This is a genomic window from Comamonas sp. Z1 (assembly GCF_008121555.1).
GTDB lineage: Bacteria > Pseudomonadota > Gammaproteobacteria > Burkholderiales > Burkholderiaceae_C > Comamonas > Comamonas thiooxydans.
The window spans coordinates 26,298-39,534 of the sequence record NZ_VOQT01000004.1 but is presented as its reverse complement, the minus strand read 5'-3'; the positions used below and the strand labels follow the sequence as shown (position 1 = coordinate 39,534).

At 62.7% G+C, this 13,237-nt stretch carries 11 protein-coding genes; 8 read left to right on the top strand and 3 right to left on the bottom strand.

Annotated features, from left to right (window positions below; all coding sequences use genetic code 11):
• The first annotated feature begins 50 nt into the window (after positions 1–50).
• Genes FSY45_RS09070 through recJ form a run of 4 tightly spaced genes read left to right on the top strand, consistent with a single transcriptional unit; the run spans position 51 to position 5,182 of the window.
• Complete coding sequence (locus FSY45_RS09070; protein WP_003066105.1) at positions 51–1,052, top strand: tripartite tricarboxylate transporter substrate binding protein; 1,002 nt, start codon at positions 51–53, stop codon at positions 1,050–1,052.
• Positions 1,049–2,422: a sulfatase gene (locus tag FSY45_RS09065; RefSeq protein WP_003066104.1), complete on the top strand. Its 1,374-nt coding sequence runs from the start codon at positions 1,049–1,051 to the stop codon at positions 2,420–2,422. The genes FSY45_RS09070 and FSY45_RS09065 overlap by 4 nt, the downstream gene beginning before the upstream one ends.
• Before the next feature lie 52 nt (positions 2,423–2,474).
• Positions 2,475–3,446: a hypothetical protein gene (locus FSY45_RS09060; RefSeq protein ID WP_003066103.1), complete on the top strand. Its 972-nt coding sequence runs from the start codon at positions 2,475–2,477 to the stop codon at positions 3,444–3,446.
• Complete coding sequence (gene recJ, locus FSY45_RS09055) at positions 3,443–5,182, top strand: single-stranded-DNA-specific exonuclease RecJ (protein ID WP_046462566.1); 1,740 nt, start codon at positions 3,443–3,445, stop codon at positions 5,180–5,182. The genes FSY45_RS09060 and recJ overlap by 4 nt, the downstream gene beginning before the upstream one ends.
• Positions 5,183–5,251: 69 nt before the next feature.
• Here recJ and FSY45_RS09050 read toward each other — a convergent pair whose 3' ends face one another.
• Together FSY45_RS09050 and FSY45_RS09045 are read right to left on the bottom strand one after the other, a co-directional pair.
• Positions 5,252–6,970 (bottom strand): methyl-accepting chemotaxis protein, encoded by a 1,719-nt coding sequence (locus FSY45_RS09050; RefSeq protein WP_148748053.1) that lies wholly within the window; start codon positions 6,968–6,970, stop codon positions 5,252–5,254.
• Positions 6,971–7,282: 312 nt separating this feature from the next.
• The gene (locus FSY45_RS09045; RefSeq protein ID WP_148748052.1) at positions 7,283–9,028 is read right to left on the bottom strand and encodes a methyl-accepting chemotaxis protein; all 1,746 of its coding nucleotides are present in this window, start codon (positions 9,026–9,028) and stop codon (positions 7,283–7,285) included.
• A 189-nt stretch (positions 9,029–9,217) separates the two neighbouring features.
• Here FSY45_RS09045 and FSY45_RS09040 point away from each other — a divergent pair, with 189 nt between their 5' ends.
• From FSY45_RS09040 to FSY45_RS09030, 3 genes are read left to right on the top strand one after another with little or no spacing between them, the layout of a single operon-like run.
• The gene (locus FSY45_RS09040; protein ID WP_034357719.1) at positions 9,218–10,081 is read left to right on the top strand and encodes a 3',5'-nucleoside bisphosphate phosphatase; all 864 of its coding nucleotides are present in this window, start codon (positions 9,218–9,220) and stop codon (positions 10,079–10,081) included.
• 18 nt (positions 10,082–10,099) lie between these two features.
• Entirely contained in the window at positions 10,100–10,744 is a 645-nt protein-coding gene (locus tag FSY45_RS09035; protein WP_003066094.1) for an L-threonylcarbamoyladenylate synthase, read from the top strand.
• A gap of 10 nt (positions 10,745–10,754) precedes the next feature.
• A complete protein-coding gene (locus FSY45_RS09030) occupies positions 10,755–11,078 on the top strand; it encodes a hypothetical protein (protein ID WP_003066092.1) in 324 nt (107 codons plus the stop codon).
• A 1-nt stretch (position 11,079) separates the two neighbouring features.
• Here FSY45_RS09030 and FSY45_RS09025 read toward each other — a convergent pair whose 3' ends face one another.
• Complete coding sequence (locus FSY45_RS09025) at positions 11,080–12,336, bottom strand: methyl-accepting chemotaxis protein (protein ID WP_003066090.1); 1,257 nt, start codon at positions 12,334–12,336, stop codon at positions 11,080–11,082.
• Between the two features lie 226 nt (positions 12,337–12,562).
• Between FSY45_RS09025 and FSY45_RS09020 the strand changes: the two genes are divergently transcribed.
• The gene (locus tag FSY45_RS09020; RefSeq protein ID WP_003066089.1) at positions 12,563–13,231 is read left to right on the top strand and encodes a site-2 protease family protein; all 669 of its coding nucleotides are present in this window, start codon (positions 12,563–12,565) and stop codon (positions 13,229–13,231) included.
• Positions 13,232–13,237: the final 6 nt, after the last annotated feature.

Sequence of the window (13,237 nt, the reverse complement as noted above, 5' to 3'; positions counted from 1 at the left end):
CGGGGATTTTCGCAAATGCCAGCACTTTCCTCAGACCAGAGAGTGATTCCATGGCCCGCCTGACTGCACCCCGCCGCCTTCTTCAAACCAGCCTGGCTCTGCTGCTGGGCTGCTCCGCCTTCGCCTCCCAGGCCCAGTCTGCCGATGGCGCAGCCGTCGCCGCCTGGCCTCACAAGCCAGTTCGGCTGATAGCAGCCTTCGCTCCCGGTGGGGCTGTGGACATACTGGCGCGCGGCGTCGGAGAAGTGCTTCAACGTGAGACCAAGCAGCCATTCGTTGTTGAAAACCGCACCGGCGCTGGCGGCAATATAGGAGCCGATTACGTCGCCAAGGCTGCCGCCGACGGATACACCATGCTGATCGGCCTGGACACGAGCTTCACGGTCAACCCGCTGATCTACAAAAGCATGCCGTTCAAAAATGGCGACCTGCGTCCTGTCATGGTGTTCGCCTCGCAAGGCATGCTGATGGCCGTCAGTCCCAAGACAAATATCAAGACACTGGAGCAGTTCATCGCCCGCGGCAAGGACAAGGGCCTGACCCTGGGGTCCGCCGGCTATGGAACCCCCGGCCATCTGGCCTCCAGCATCCTGACTTACGCCACCGGAGCCAAGGTCAACCATGTGCCCTACAAAGGCAATGCACCTGCCACGCTGGCCATGCTCTCTGGCGAGGTGGACGGCGGCGTCATCAGCTCCACCGCCATGCTGCCCCATGTGACCACTGGAAAGATCACGGCGCTGGCCGTGACCACGGCCCAGCGCAACCCCTTGCTGCCGGAAGTTCCATCCGTGGGCGAGCTCGGACATAAAGAGCTGCAGCAGGAAGTGCTTTTCGCTGCCTGGGTACCCAGCAGCACACCTGAGCCGCTGGTGCAGAAAATCCAGGCCCAGTTCGAGAAGGCCATGAAGGACGGCACGCTGCGCGAGCGCATGCGTGTCAACGACATGGTCTACGAAGGGCTGACAGGCGATGCGGCCGTCAAGCGCATTCAGGCCCTGGCCGACCGCTATCGCGTCCTGGCCCAGGCCACCGGCATGAAGATGGAATGAGCGCTTGCGCCAGCCATCAACCCCATGACAACGACCCGCATTTCATGACTCGCCCCAACATCATCTTTATCGTCGCCGACGATCTCGGCTATGCCGACCTGGGCTGCTACGGCGGCCGCGATGCCGAGTTCGGCCCGGTATCCCCGGTGCTCGACCGCCTGGCGGCCAACGGCCTCAGGCTCACCCAGGGCTATGCCAATTCACCCGTGTGCTCGCCCACGCGTTTTGCCCTGGCCACGGCCCGCTATCAATACCGCTTGCGCGGCGCGGCCGAGGAGCCCATCAACAGCAAGACGCGCGGCACGCCGCTGGGCGCCAAGCTGGGCCTGCCGCCCGAAATCCCCACCGTTGCCTCGCTGCTCAAGGGCGCGGGCTATCGCACGGCACTGATAGGCAAATGGCATCTGGGCTACCCTCCCCACTTCGGTCCGCTGCGCTCTGGCTACGAGGAATACTTCGGCCCCATGTCGGGCGGCGTGGATTACTTCACCCATCTGAGCAGCTCGGGCCAGCACGATCTGTGGGTAGGCGAAGAGGAGCATCACGACGAAGGCTATCTGACCGACCTGCTGTCCCAGCGCAGCGTGGACTTCGTCAACCGCATGAGCGAGGGCAACGCCCCCTTCTTCCTGAGCCTGCACTACACGGCGCCGCACTGGCCCTGGGAAACCCGTGATGACCGTGAGGCTGCCGAGCAGTTGGGCGCCGGCATCACGCATCTGGCGGGCGGCAATATTCACCAGTACCGCCGCATGATTCATCACATGGATGAAGGCATAGGCTGGATCGTCGAAGCCCTGCGCAAGAACGGCCAACTGGACAACACGCTGATCGTCTTCACCAGCGATAACGGCGGCGAGCGCTTCTCGGACAGCTGGCCTCTCGTGGGTGGCAAGATGGATCTGACCGAAGGCGGCATCCGCGTGCCCTGGATCGCCCACTGGCCTGCCGTGATCGAGGCCCATCGCAGCAGCGCCCAACAATGCATGAGCATGGATTGGGCCGCCACGGTGCTGGATGCAGCCGGTGTGAGCGCCGATCCGGACTACCCGCTGGACGGCGTCTCCATCCTGCCCGTGCTGCGCACCGACGGTGCGGAGTTTGCCCGGCCGCTGTACTGGCGCATGCTCTACCGCAACCAGCGCGCGCTGCGCGAAGGCGAATGGAAATACCTGCGCGTGGAAGACAACGAATACCTGTTCAATCTGGCGCAGGACGAACGCGAGCGTGCCAATCTGGCCGGCCAGCACCCAGAGCGCCTGCAGGCCATGCGACAGCGCTGGGACGACTGGAATGCCGGCATGCCCGCGATTGCCGATGATGCGAGTTACAGCCTGGTTTACACCCTGAAAAATATGCCTGCGAGGTGACAAAGCACCCCGCACCATGCCCGGGCGGCGGCCATGCCCGACAATAGCGCCCATGTCTTTGACCGCGCCTTTGCTGCCTGCCGCCCAAGCCCTGGGCACAGGCGCCTCTGAAATCATTGTTGCCTATGCCAGCGGCCCTGCCGACATTCCCCTGGCATGGGACGGTTTGCAACTCCCTCACCTGCAGGCCTTGCTGGCAACGCTGGCTCCGACCACGCTGGTGCAGGGCGACGAGATGGACTTCTCCCCCCCGCATGAACGCGCCCTGGCCCGCAGCATGCAGCTGCCCGATACCCCCGGGCTGATTCCCTGGGCAGCGCTGGCGGCCGGAGACAGCAGCCAGGCCTGTGCCTTCATCACTCCCTGCCACTGGCATATCACGCCGGACCAGGTCCACCAGACCGACCCGGCCAGCGCGCCACTGGACGAAGACGAATCCCGCCAGTTGCTGGCGCTGATCGCACCCTGGTTCAGCGACGACGGCATCACGCTGGAATACCTGCGTGCCGACCTCTGGCTGGCACGCGGAGCGGCCTTCAAGGACCTGGCTACCGCCTCGATGGACCGGGCACTGGGCCGCGACGTGCGCCCCTGGATGCCCGAGCCTATCCAGGGCGCCATCATCCAGCGTCTGCAGACCGAGTTGCAGATGCTGCTCTACACCCATGTCTTCAACGACCAGCGTGCCGCACGCGGTCTACCGCCCATCAACTCCTTCTGGGTACATGGCACGGGAAGCCTGAACAGCCTGCCCGCAGCGGGCCCTGCAGCAGTCTGTGTCGATGATCTGCGCCACACCGCGCTGCAGGGCAATGTGCAAGGCTGGCAAAAAGCCTGGCAGGCGCTGGACAGCGGCCTGATCGCCGAGCTGCAGCAGCGGGCTGCCCGCGGCGAGCCCGTCAAGCTCACGCTCTGCGGCGAGCGCAATGCCGTGCAATGGCAAAGCCAGCCGCGCAGCCTGCGGGACAAGATCAAGAGTGTTTTTGGCACGAAAAGATTGCCTGACCTGCGAGAGATGCTATGAAAATAATCCCCAGGTCCATTCCCGACGGCAGTGTCTCTGCACTGCTGCAGGCCAAGATTCATCCCTTGCTGGCCCAGCTCTATGCAGCGCGAGGCGTCTGCTCGGCCGACGAATTGGACGATGCCCCGGCGCGCCTGCTGCCGCCCTCGGGCCTGCGCGGCATCGATACTGCCGTGCAGCTCCTGGCCGATGCCATCACCGCGCAAAAGCGCCTGTGCATCGTCGCCGACTATGACTGCGATGGCGCCACGGCCTGCGCCGTGGGCCTGCGCGGCCTGCGCATGCTGGGCGCGGCCCATGCCGACTACCTGGTGCCCGACCGCGTGGTCGACGGCTATGGCCTGACGGCCCCCATCTCGCGCCGAGTCAAGGAGACCGGTGCCGACATGCTGATCACCGTGGACAACGGCATTGCCAGCGTCGAAGGCGTGGCCGTGGCCAAGGAGCTGGGCATGTCGGTCGTGGTGACCGACCACCATCTGCCCGGCGACCACCTGCCGCTGGCCGATGCCATCGTCAACCCCAACCAGCCCGGCTGCGAGTTCGCGAGCAAATCCATGGCCGGCGTGGGAGTCATGTTCTATGTGCTGCTGGCCCTGCGCACCGAGCTGCGCAATCGCGGCCGCTTTGACCGCCACAACCAGCCCCGTCTCGAGCAATTGCTGCCTCTGGTAGCACTGGGCACGGTGGCCGACGTGGTCAAGCTCGATGCCAACAACCGCCGCCTGGTGGCACTGGGTCTCAAGCAGATTCGCAAAGGCGTCATGCAGCCCGGCATACGCGCGCTGTTCGAGGCATCGGGCCGCCGCTTCGACATGGCCACAACCATCGACTTCGGCTTTGCCCTGGGCCCGCGCATCAATGCCGCCGGTCGTCTGGCAGACATGACCATAGGTATCGAGTGCCTGAGCACGGAAGATGTCAGCCGCGCCGACAACCTGGCACGCATGCTGGACAGCATCAACCGCGAGCGCCGCGAGATCGAAGTCAGCATGCGCGAGCATGCCCTGCTCATGGCCGAAGGCCTTTGCGAGGACGGCATGACGCCGCCGCCTGCCATCAGCGTGTTCGACCCCGACTTTCACGAAGGCGTGGTCGGTGTGGTGGCCTCGCGCATCAAGGACAAGCTGCACCGGCCCACGTTTGTGTTTGCAGCCAGCGGCGCCCCGGGCAAGGAACACGAGCTCAAGGGCTCGGGCCGCTCCATTCCAGGCTTTCACCTGCGCGATGCGCTGGATCTGGTCAGCAAGCGCCACCCCGGTCTGATACTGCGTTTTGGCGGCCACGCCATGGCGGCAGGCTGCACCATCGCAGAAGCGCACTTTGACGAGTTCGAAAAGGCTTTTGCCCAGGTCGCCAGGGAATGGCTGGATGCCGCCACGCTGACGCGCAGGCTGGAGACCGATGGCCCGCTGTCGCCCCAATGGCTGGACACCGGCCTGATCGAACAAATGCAGCTGGCCGTCTGGGGCCAGGGCTTTGCCGCGCCGACTTTCAGCGAAGAGCTGGAAATCACCTCGCAGCGCCTGGTCGGTGAAAAGCACCTGAAGCTGGAGCTGCTGCACCATGGCTCCAAGATCGACGGCATCTGGTTCAACCACACCGACCCGCTGCCCTCGCGCACCACCCTGGCCTATCGCCTGGACATCAACGAATGGCGCGGCGAACGCAAGGTGCAGTTTCTCGTGGAAGCCGCACAGGACTTCGAGGGCGGTGCCGGCAACATGGGCTTCTGATCCTCGCCCCAGCCTGGACCGCCGCCACCGCGAACGTGGCGGCTGCCCATTTCACGCTGTGCCCGACACTTAGAACTGCTCCCAGCTATCGTCCTTCGCAGTGCTTGCAAGGGACTGCTCCTTGGACCTGGACGCTACCGGCCTGGGAACTGCAACGGCAGGCAGAGCGGTCGGGTTGAACGCCTTGATCGTCGCTAACGGCTTGGGGAGCACTGCGGACACGGTCGTGAAAGCCTCGGCATTGCGTCCCAGCTTGAAGACTGAGACCACTTCCGCCAGGCGACGCGCCTGCTCCTGCATGGACAGCGCCGCCGCACTGGACTCCTCCACCAACGCCGCGTTCTGCTGCGTCATCTGGTCCAGATTGCTCACCGCCTGATTGACCTGATTGATGCCGTCGCGCTGCTCGGTGGACGAGGCCGTGATCTCGCCGATCAGATCGCTGACGCGGCGCACGCTGGCCACGATCTCGCTCATGCTCTGGCCCGCCAGCTCCACCTGCTGCGAGCCCGACTGCACATTGTCCACGCTGGTGGTGATGAGCTGCTTGATCTCCTTGGCCGCCTCGGCGCTGCGCTGCGCCAGGCTGCGCACCTCGCCCGCCACCACGGCAAAACCACGGCCCTGCTCGCCGGCGCGTGCCGCTTCCACGGCCGCATTCAGGGCCAGGATATTGGTCTGGAAGGCAATGGAGTCGATCACGCCGATGATGTCGGCAATCTTGCGGCTGCTATCGGTGATCTGGCCCATGCTTTGCACCACCTGCTGCACCACGCGACCGCCTTGCTCGGCCGCCTGGGCAGCTGTCGATGCCAGCTGATTGGCCTGACGCGCAGTGTCGGCAGACTGGGTGACAGTAGCCGTCAGCTCTTCCATGCTGGCTGCGGTTTCCTCGAGGTTGGCCGCCGTCTGCTCGGTGCGGGCCGACAGGTCCTGGTTGCCCGTGGCAATCTGGCCCGAAGCCGAAGAGACGGACTCCACGCCCGAGCGCACCTGGCCGACGACGGAGCGCAGGCGCTCGGCCATGGCGTTCAGGGACTGGTGCAGATGCCCCAGTTCGTCTTCGCTGCCATGCCCGCTTCTGAAACTCAGATCGCCCTCGGCGATCGCATCTGCCAGCTCCACGGCCTTGACAAGAGGCCGGGTGATGGAGCGCATGATGAGCAGGCCAGTCACCAATCCCAAACACATGATGACGCCGCAAGCGACGGCTATCACCACATAGGCTTTGGAGCGGCTGGACTCACCCAGCTCCAGCGCCTGAACCCGGTAGCGGTCCTGCAGTTGCACATAGGCATCCAGGGCCGCGTAGTACTTTTGCGCCATGGGATTGAGCCGCTCTTCGATCAACTTTTGCGAACGCTCGAAATCCTTGGATTGACGAGCCTGATCCACCTCCTTGTTCACCGCAAACAAGGCATCTCTATGCGTGTTCACATCGGCCATCAGGCCCTTGGCCTCTTGGGTATGAACCTGTGCCAGCACCTTGTCGCGCAACTCGTTGATGCTGGCGATCAGGCCGGCCATGGCCTTGTACTGGTGCTCGACCAGATTCTCTTCCGTGGACATGGCAGCTGCCGTGAAGCGATCCATGCTCATCTGGGTCAGGATGCGCCACTCCTTGGCCTGCGCAGCAGCCGTCTGCGCCTCCACCACCGCCGTAAGAACGCCCTCGTTGACACGTTTGGAATAAGCCAGGCTGCCTGCCACCAGCAACAACATCCCCGCCAAAAGACCGATCACCAATGCCCACAGCTTCCGGGCCACGGTGAATTGAAACAACTTCATGAACCAACCAATCCAGACAAAAGAACCCACACACACAGGCACGTCCGCATCGTGAACTACGGGCTGGCTTGTGCATGACTCTGGCGGTCAATTCCTGGCCCCTGACGTCCTCCCTCCACCTCTTCGGGATGCTCTCCCGAGAGCTGCATCAATATATTAATAATTGTTACAACTGCTTTGCGCATTGCGCACAACTGATGTTCTCAGTACTTTCCCGCTTTTCGGCAAGGCTGGAGTTGACAATCCAGAATGAAAAAGCCCGCAGCCTCCTGTCAGAAGCGGCGGGCCTGCAAGCGGGTGTCAGCCTGCGGTTTAGAAAGTTTCCCAGTCCCCATCGTCGGAGTCCGCGGCTGGCTTGGCCTTGCTGGCACTCAGTGCCGTAGGTGCCGGGCCAGCAGGCGCTTTCTTGATCGCGGGTCTGGCTGCAGCAGCAGTCTGCTTCACCGGCGCCATGGCCGGCATGGCGCGGCTGGCCGAGCGCAGGGGTGCTGCAACCTTGGCATAGCCGGTTTCATGGCCCAGCTTGAAGACTGAGACCACTTCGGCCAGGCGACGCGCCTGCTCCTGCATGGACAGCGCCGCCGCACTGGATTCCTCCACCAGCGCCGCGTTCTGCTGCGTCATCTGGTCCAGATTGCTCACCGCCTGGTTGACCTGATTGATGCCGTCGCGCTGCTCGGTGGACGAGGCCGTGATCTCGCCGATCAGGTCGCTGACACGGCGCACACTGGCCACGATCTCGCTCATGCTCTGGCCCGCCAGCTCCACCTGCTGCGAGCCCGACTGCACATTGTCCACGCTGGTGGTGATGAGCTGCTTGATCTCCTTGGCGGCTTCGGCGCTGCGCTGCGCCAGGCTGCGCACCTCGCCCGCCACCACGGCAAAGCCACGGCCCTGCTCGCCGGCGCGTGCCGCCTCGACGGCTGCATTCAGGGCCAGGATATTGGTCTGGAAGGCAATGGAGTCGATCACGCCGATGATGTCGGCAATCTTGCGGCTGCTGTTGGTGATCTGGCCCATGCTTTGCACCACCTGCTGCACCACGCGACCGCCTTGCTCGGCCGCCTGGGCAGCTGTCGATGCCAGCTGATTGGCCTGACGCGCAGTGTCGGCAGACTGGGTGACAGTAGCCGTCAGCTCTTCCATGCTGGCTGCGGTTTCCTCGAGGTTGGCCGCCGTCTGCTCGGTGCGGGCCGACAGGTCCTGGTTGCCCGTGGCAATCTGGCCCGAAGCCGAAGAGACGGACTCCACGCCCGAGCGCACCTGGCCGACGACGGAGCGCAGGCGCTCGGCCATGGCGTTCAGGGACTTGAGCAGACGGCCCAGTTCGTCATGACGGTCATTGCGTACCGTTGCCGTCAAGTCGCCGGCAGCGATGGAGTCAGCCAGAGTTACCGCCTCATTCAACGGAGCGATGATCGAGCGCAGGATCAGAGCCGCCATCGCCAGCCCCAGCAAAACGATCAGGCCGCAGACCAGACCGATAGCCACATAGGCCTGAGACTGGCTTGCTTCGCCATCGGCAACCGCACGTTGGCTGCGTTGCTCCTGCAACTGCACAAACTTGCGCTGCGCATCCACGTAGACCTTGGCGTTGGGACGCAGCTGTTTTTCAACCAGATCGAAGGCCGCCGCAAAATCATTGTCCTTGCGCGCGGCCTGCACGGCTGCATTGCTCTCCAGCGTCGCGCGCCTGCGCTCGGCGACCTCGTCCAGCACCTTGCGCGATTCATCGTCAGTGACCAGTTCGTTGAGCTTTTTCTGCAGCTCGGTGATATGCGCAATCCCGTCACTCATCAGCTTGCGCTGCTGCTCCACCAGGTTTTCCTCGGAGGAAATGGCCGCGACGATGGAGCGATCCACACTTTGCTCGGTCAGATGACGCCACTCACTGGCAATGTTGGCTGCCATTCGGGTACGCGTGGCCTCCTTGGAGATGCTCACGTACACGCGGTCCAGATAGATCAGGCTGCCTGCAGACACCAGCAGCAAGCCCGCCAGCAAGCCAATCACCAAAGCCCACAGCTTTTGTGACACAGAGAACTGATTCAATTTCATTTTTTATCCATCTCAATAGATCAAGCAACACCGTGGCAGCCTTAACGAATTCAGAAACTCACAAGCGCTGTAGCCAATCCTTAATCGGCATACTTGCAGGAGATTTGAGCTTTGTTACAAGCTTCGACCGCAATAGCGCTCGTGCTATGACACAAATCATGATTGCGTACAGCCGCCTACAATCAAGCCGTGCCCAAAACCTATCTGAACGCCGATCTGCACTGCCACTCCGTCGTCTCCGACGGCACTTTGACGCCCGAGCAACTGGCTCTGCGTGCCGCCGAGCGAGGGGTGGAGCTCTGGGCGCTGACCGATCACGACGAGGTCGGCGGCCAGCACCGGGCAGCAGCCGCAGCCAGGTCAGCAGGGCTGGACTACCTGACAGGCACTGAAATTTCCGTCAGCTTCTCGGGCAGCGGCGTACATATCGTGGGCCTGGGCTTTGACGCCGATAACGCAGCTCTGACCCAAGGCCTGTACGACACTCGCAACGGTCGCGGCCCACGCGCCCGCGAAATGGCCAGGCAGCTGGAACTGGCCGGCATTCCCGGCGCCTATGAAGGAGCACTGCGCCATGCAGGCAACCCCGAGCTGATCTCGCGCACCCACTTCGCGCGCTTTCTCGTGGAGAGCGGAGTCTGCAGCGACACCTATGAGGTCTTCAAACGCTATCTGACCGAAGGCAAGCCCGGTTATGTCGCCCATGTCTGGGCGAATCTGGAGGACGCCGTGCGCTGGATCGTGGATGCCGGCGGCGTGGCCGTGATTGCCCACCCGGCACGTTACGACTTGAGCCATAACGAGGAATATGCGCTGTTTTCCAAGTTCAAGGAACTCGGCGGCCAGGGCGTGGAGGTCGTGACCGGCAGCCACCGTCCGCACGAATATGCGATCTATGCCGATCTGGCCCTGGAATTCGGCCTGGCCGCATCGCGCGGCAGCGACTTTCACAGCCCCGATGAATCGCAGATAGACCTGGGGCAACTGCCCTATCTGCCCAGCCAGCTCACTCCCGTCTGGGAGCTGCTGCAGGACCGCATACAGCGTGCATAAATCACAGAGAGAGATTGCATGACCACCGTTTTTGAAGTCTATCCAGAGAACCCGCAGCCTCGCATCATCAAGCAGGCTGCGGACATGCTGCGCAAGGGCGCCATTCTTGCCGTACCCACTGACTCCAGCTATGCCCTGGTCTGCCACCTGGACGACAAGAACGCCGTGGACCGCATGCGCCGCATCCGGCAGATCAACGACAAGCACCACCTCACGCTGCTGTGCCGCGACCTGTCCGAGTTGGCCAACTATGCCCGCGTGGACAACCGCCAGTACCGCTTGCTCAAGCTGGCAACGCCAGGCCCCTACACCTTTATTCTTGAAGCCAGCAAGGAAGTGCCCAAGCGCCTGAGCCACCCTTCGCGCAAGACCATCGGCCTGCGCGTGCCGGATCGCAAAGGTCTGCAACTGCTGCTGGAAGAACTGGGCGAGCCCTTGCTGGCCACCACCTTGATCGCGCCCGGCGAGACCGAGCCGCTCAATGATGCCGAGTCGATTCTGGAGCGCTTCCCCCATGAGCTGGACGCCGTGGTCGACTCAGGCGCCTGTCCGCAGCAACCCACCACGGTGCTGGACCTCACGCCCATGGCCTTGAACAATCCCCCCGTCGTGGTGCGCCAGGGCATGGGCGGCCTGAAAGACATAGGCCTTCAGCCCGAATAGGCGCGGCCTCATGCAGGAAAAGCAGCTGCCGCAAGACTTTGTTCAGCGCCACTGGCCCTGGCTCATCGTCTCTTTGTGCGCGTACTCGGTGATGGTGGCGGTGCTGTTCTGGCAGGCGTCTCAGGCATGGCTGATCTATGCCCTGGCCACCCTCTGGACGGCATGGACGATTCGGGCTTATGCCGGAGGCAAGTCATTCCATGTCTCGCCAGGGCTGTCGGCACAGGCCGATGACTCCATACTGCGCCGCAGAGTCCTGCTGGGAATGGCTATCTGCCTCCATTTCGGCTTTACCGTCGTAGCCATTTACGGCTATCTGCACGAAATTCACTGAATCAAAGTTCTTCATAGGCCAGCTCGCGGGCACGAGCCGGACGCGCCTGCGCGGCCACAGCTCCGCGCGGAGCCGGCATGGCAGAAGGAGCCAGAGCAGGTGACTCATCGTCATCGAGTTTGAAGGCCCCCACCGCCTGCTGCAGATCCTGCGTGCGCGCATTGAGCGCAGCAGCGGCTTGCGTGGCCTGCATGACCAGGGCGGCGTTTTCCTGATTGGTGCTGTCCATGTGAGCCACGGCCGTATTCACATGGGCGATGCCCTCGCTTTGCTGCTGCAGCGCACCGGAGATTTCGCTCAGCAGACCTGTGACCTGACCTACGGACTGCATGATTTCCTTCATGGTGCTGCCGGCCTGGCCCACCAGGCCAGAGCCGCTTTCCACCTGAGTCACGCTGGCCGTGATCAGCTCCTTGATCTGTTTGGCCGCTTCGGCACTGCGCTGCGCCAGCGAGCGCACCTCGCTGGCCACCACGGCAAAGCCACGCCCCTGCTCTCCGGCGCGAGCCGCTTCCACGGCCGCATTGAGTGCCAGGATATTGGTCTGGAAGGCGATACCTTCAATGACCTGAATGATGTCCACAATCTTGCGAGAGCTGCCGCTGATGGCATCCATGGTGTGAACGACCTGGTCCACCACATCACCGCCACGTCCGGCCGTGGCCGATGCAGTGACTGCCAGAGAGCTGGCCGAATGAGCGCGCTCTGCGTTCTGACGCACGGTGACGGTGAGCTGCTCCATGCTGGCTGCGGTTTCTGTCAGCGCGCTGACCTGCTGCTCGGTACGGCTGGAGAGGTTGATATTGCCCGCATCGATTTCATAGGCCGAAACAGCCAGCGAATCAGTGGACTGCTTGATACGGCCCACCAGCTCGGTCAGCGTGTCTTCCATGGTGCTCAGCGCAGTCAGAAGACGACCGAACTCGCCTTCGGCATTCGAAGAGAACTCCTTGCTCAAATCACCTGCCGCCACGGTCTCGGCAATCAGAATGGCTTCCTGCAAGGGCGCCACGATGCGGCGGCGCAGGCTGATCCAGGACCAAGTGCAGGAAATGCAGACCCAGGCGCCCAGTGCCAGCAGCCACCAGCGCGAACGCTCGACTTCCGCCATCAAGTTCTGCGACTGCTGCGCCGTGAGCGATCCCGCCTTCAACACCTCCAGCACATCAGACATCGCTGACCAGGCAATTCCCATCAAAGCCAGGACAAAAACACTGATGCTGACAAATGCAATCACCAGTCGCTTGCTTACCGTCATATTGATCCCCTTGCCCTGTCCTGCCGAACGCCGTGTTATGTAGTGATTTCGTCAACCCGCACAAAACCTGTTCCGCTGTGCAGGCAGCAACCACGGATTTGCGCGAGTTGCATTTTGCAACATCTGGTTTACCACACAACTATGTGCAACCCGTATTTCTGCAACGGCAAACGGCTTGTCCCGGTACAAGACAGCAGCTTGGCGCGGCGTCTGAGACAATCAGTGCGTGGAACTCACCGAACTCATACAAACCGTACTAATTTACGCACTGCCCGTGCTGTTCGCCATCACCATTCATGAGGCGGCGCACGGCTATGCTGCGCGTCACTTTGGCGACAACACCGCAGCCATGATGGGTCGCATCACGCTCAACCCCATCAAGCATATCGACCCCATCGGCACCATCTTGATGCCGCTGCTGCTGTATTTCGCTACCTCGGGCGCGTTTCTTTTCGGCTATGCCAAGCCCGTGCCCGTGCGCTTTGACCATCTGCGCCACCCCAAGCGCGACATGATCTGGGTAGCGCTGGCCGGCCCTGCCTCCAATTTCGTGCAGGCCGTGTTCTGGGGCCTGCTGCTGATCGTCTTGGTAGGCACAGGTCTGCACGAGCGCTTTTTCCTAGAGATGTGCCGCGCCGGCATTCTGGTCAACCTGGTGATGTGGGCTTTCAATCTCTTTCCGCTGCCGCCTCTGGACGGCGGCCGCATTCTGGTCGGTCTGCTGCCCTGGAAACAGGCGCAACTGGTGGCGCGTGTCGAGCCCTATGGCTTTTTCATCGTCATGGCACTGGTGATTGCCGGCGTGGTCGGCAGTTACTGGCTGCGCCCGTTGATGAGCCTGGGCTACTCGGCCATCGATCTGATCCTCTACCCCTTCATGGCCTTGCTGCGCTGAGCCCAG

What these genes read in the sequence shown, in the direction of transcription:
- FSY45_RS09050 (WP_148748053.1), bottom strand. Translation starts at nt 6,970, where the DNA reads ATGAAGTTGTTTCAATTCACCGTGGCCCGGAAGCTGTGGGCATTGGTG.
- FSY45_RS09065 (WP_003066104.1), top strand. Translation starts at nt 1,049, where the DNA reads ATGAGCGCTTGCGCCAGCCATCAACCCCATGACAACGACCCGCATTTC.
- FSY45_RS09035 (WP_003066094.1), top strand. Translation starts at nt 10,100, where the DNA reads ATGACCACCGTTTTTGAAGTCTATCCAGAGAACCCGCAGCCTCGCATC.
- recJ (WP_046462566.1), top strand. Translation starts at nt 3,443, where the DNA reads ATGAAAATAATCCCCAGGTCCATTCCCGACGGCAGTGTCTCTGCACTG.
- FSY45_RS09025 (WP_003066090.1), bottom strand. Translation starts at nt 12,336, where the DNA reads ATGACGGTAAGCAAGCGACTGGTGATTGCATTTGTCAGCATCAGTGTT.
- FSY45_RS09045 (WP_148748052.1), bottom strand. Translation starts at nt 9,028, where the DNA reads ATGAAATTGAATCAGTTCTCTGTGTCACAAAAGCTGTGGGCTTTGGTG.
- FSY45_RS09070 (WP_003066105.1), top strand. Translation starts at nt 51, where the DNA reads ATGGCCCGCCTGACTGCACCCCGCCGCCTTCTTCAAACCAGCCTGGCT.
- FSY45_RS09030 (WP_003066092.1), top strand. Translation starts at nt 10,755, where the DNA reads ATGCAGGAAAAGCAGCTGCCGCAAGACTTTGTTCAGCGCCACTGGCCC.
- FSY45_RS09060 (WP_003066103.1), top strand. Translation starts at nt 2,475, where the DNA reads ATGTCTTTGACCGCGCCTTTGCTGCCTGCCGCCCAAGCCCTGGGCACA.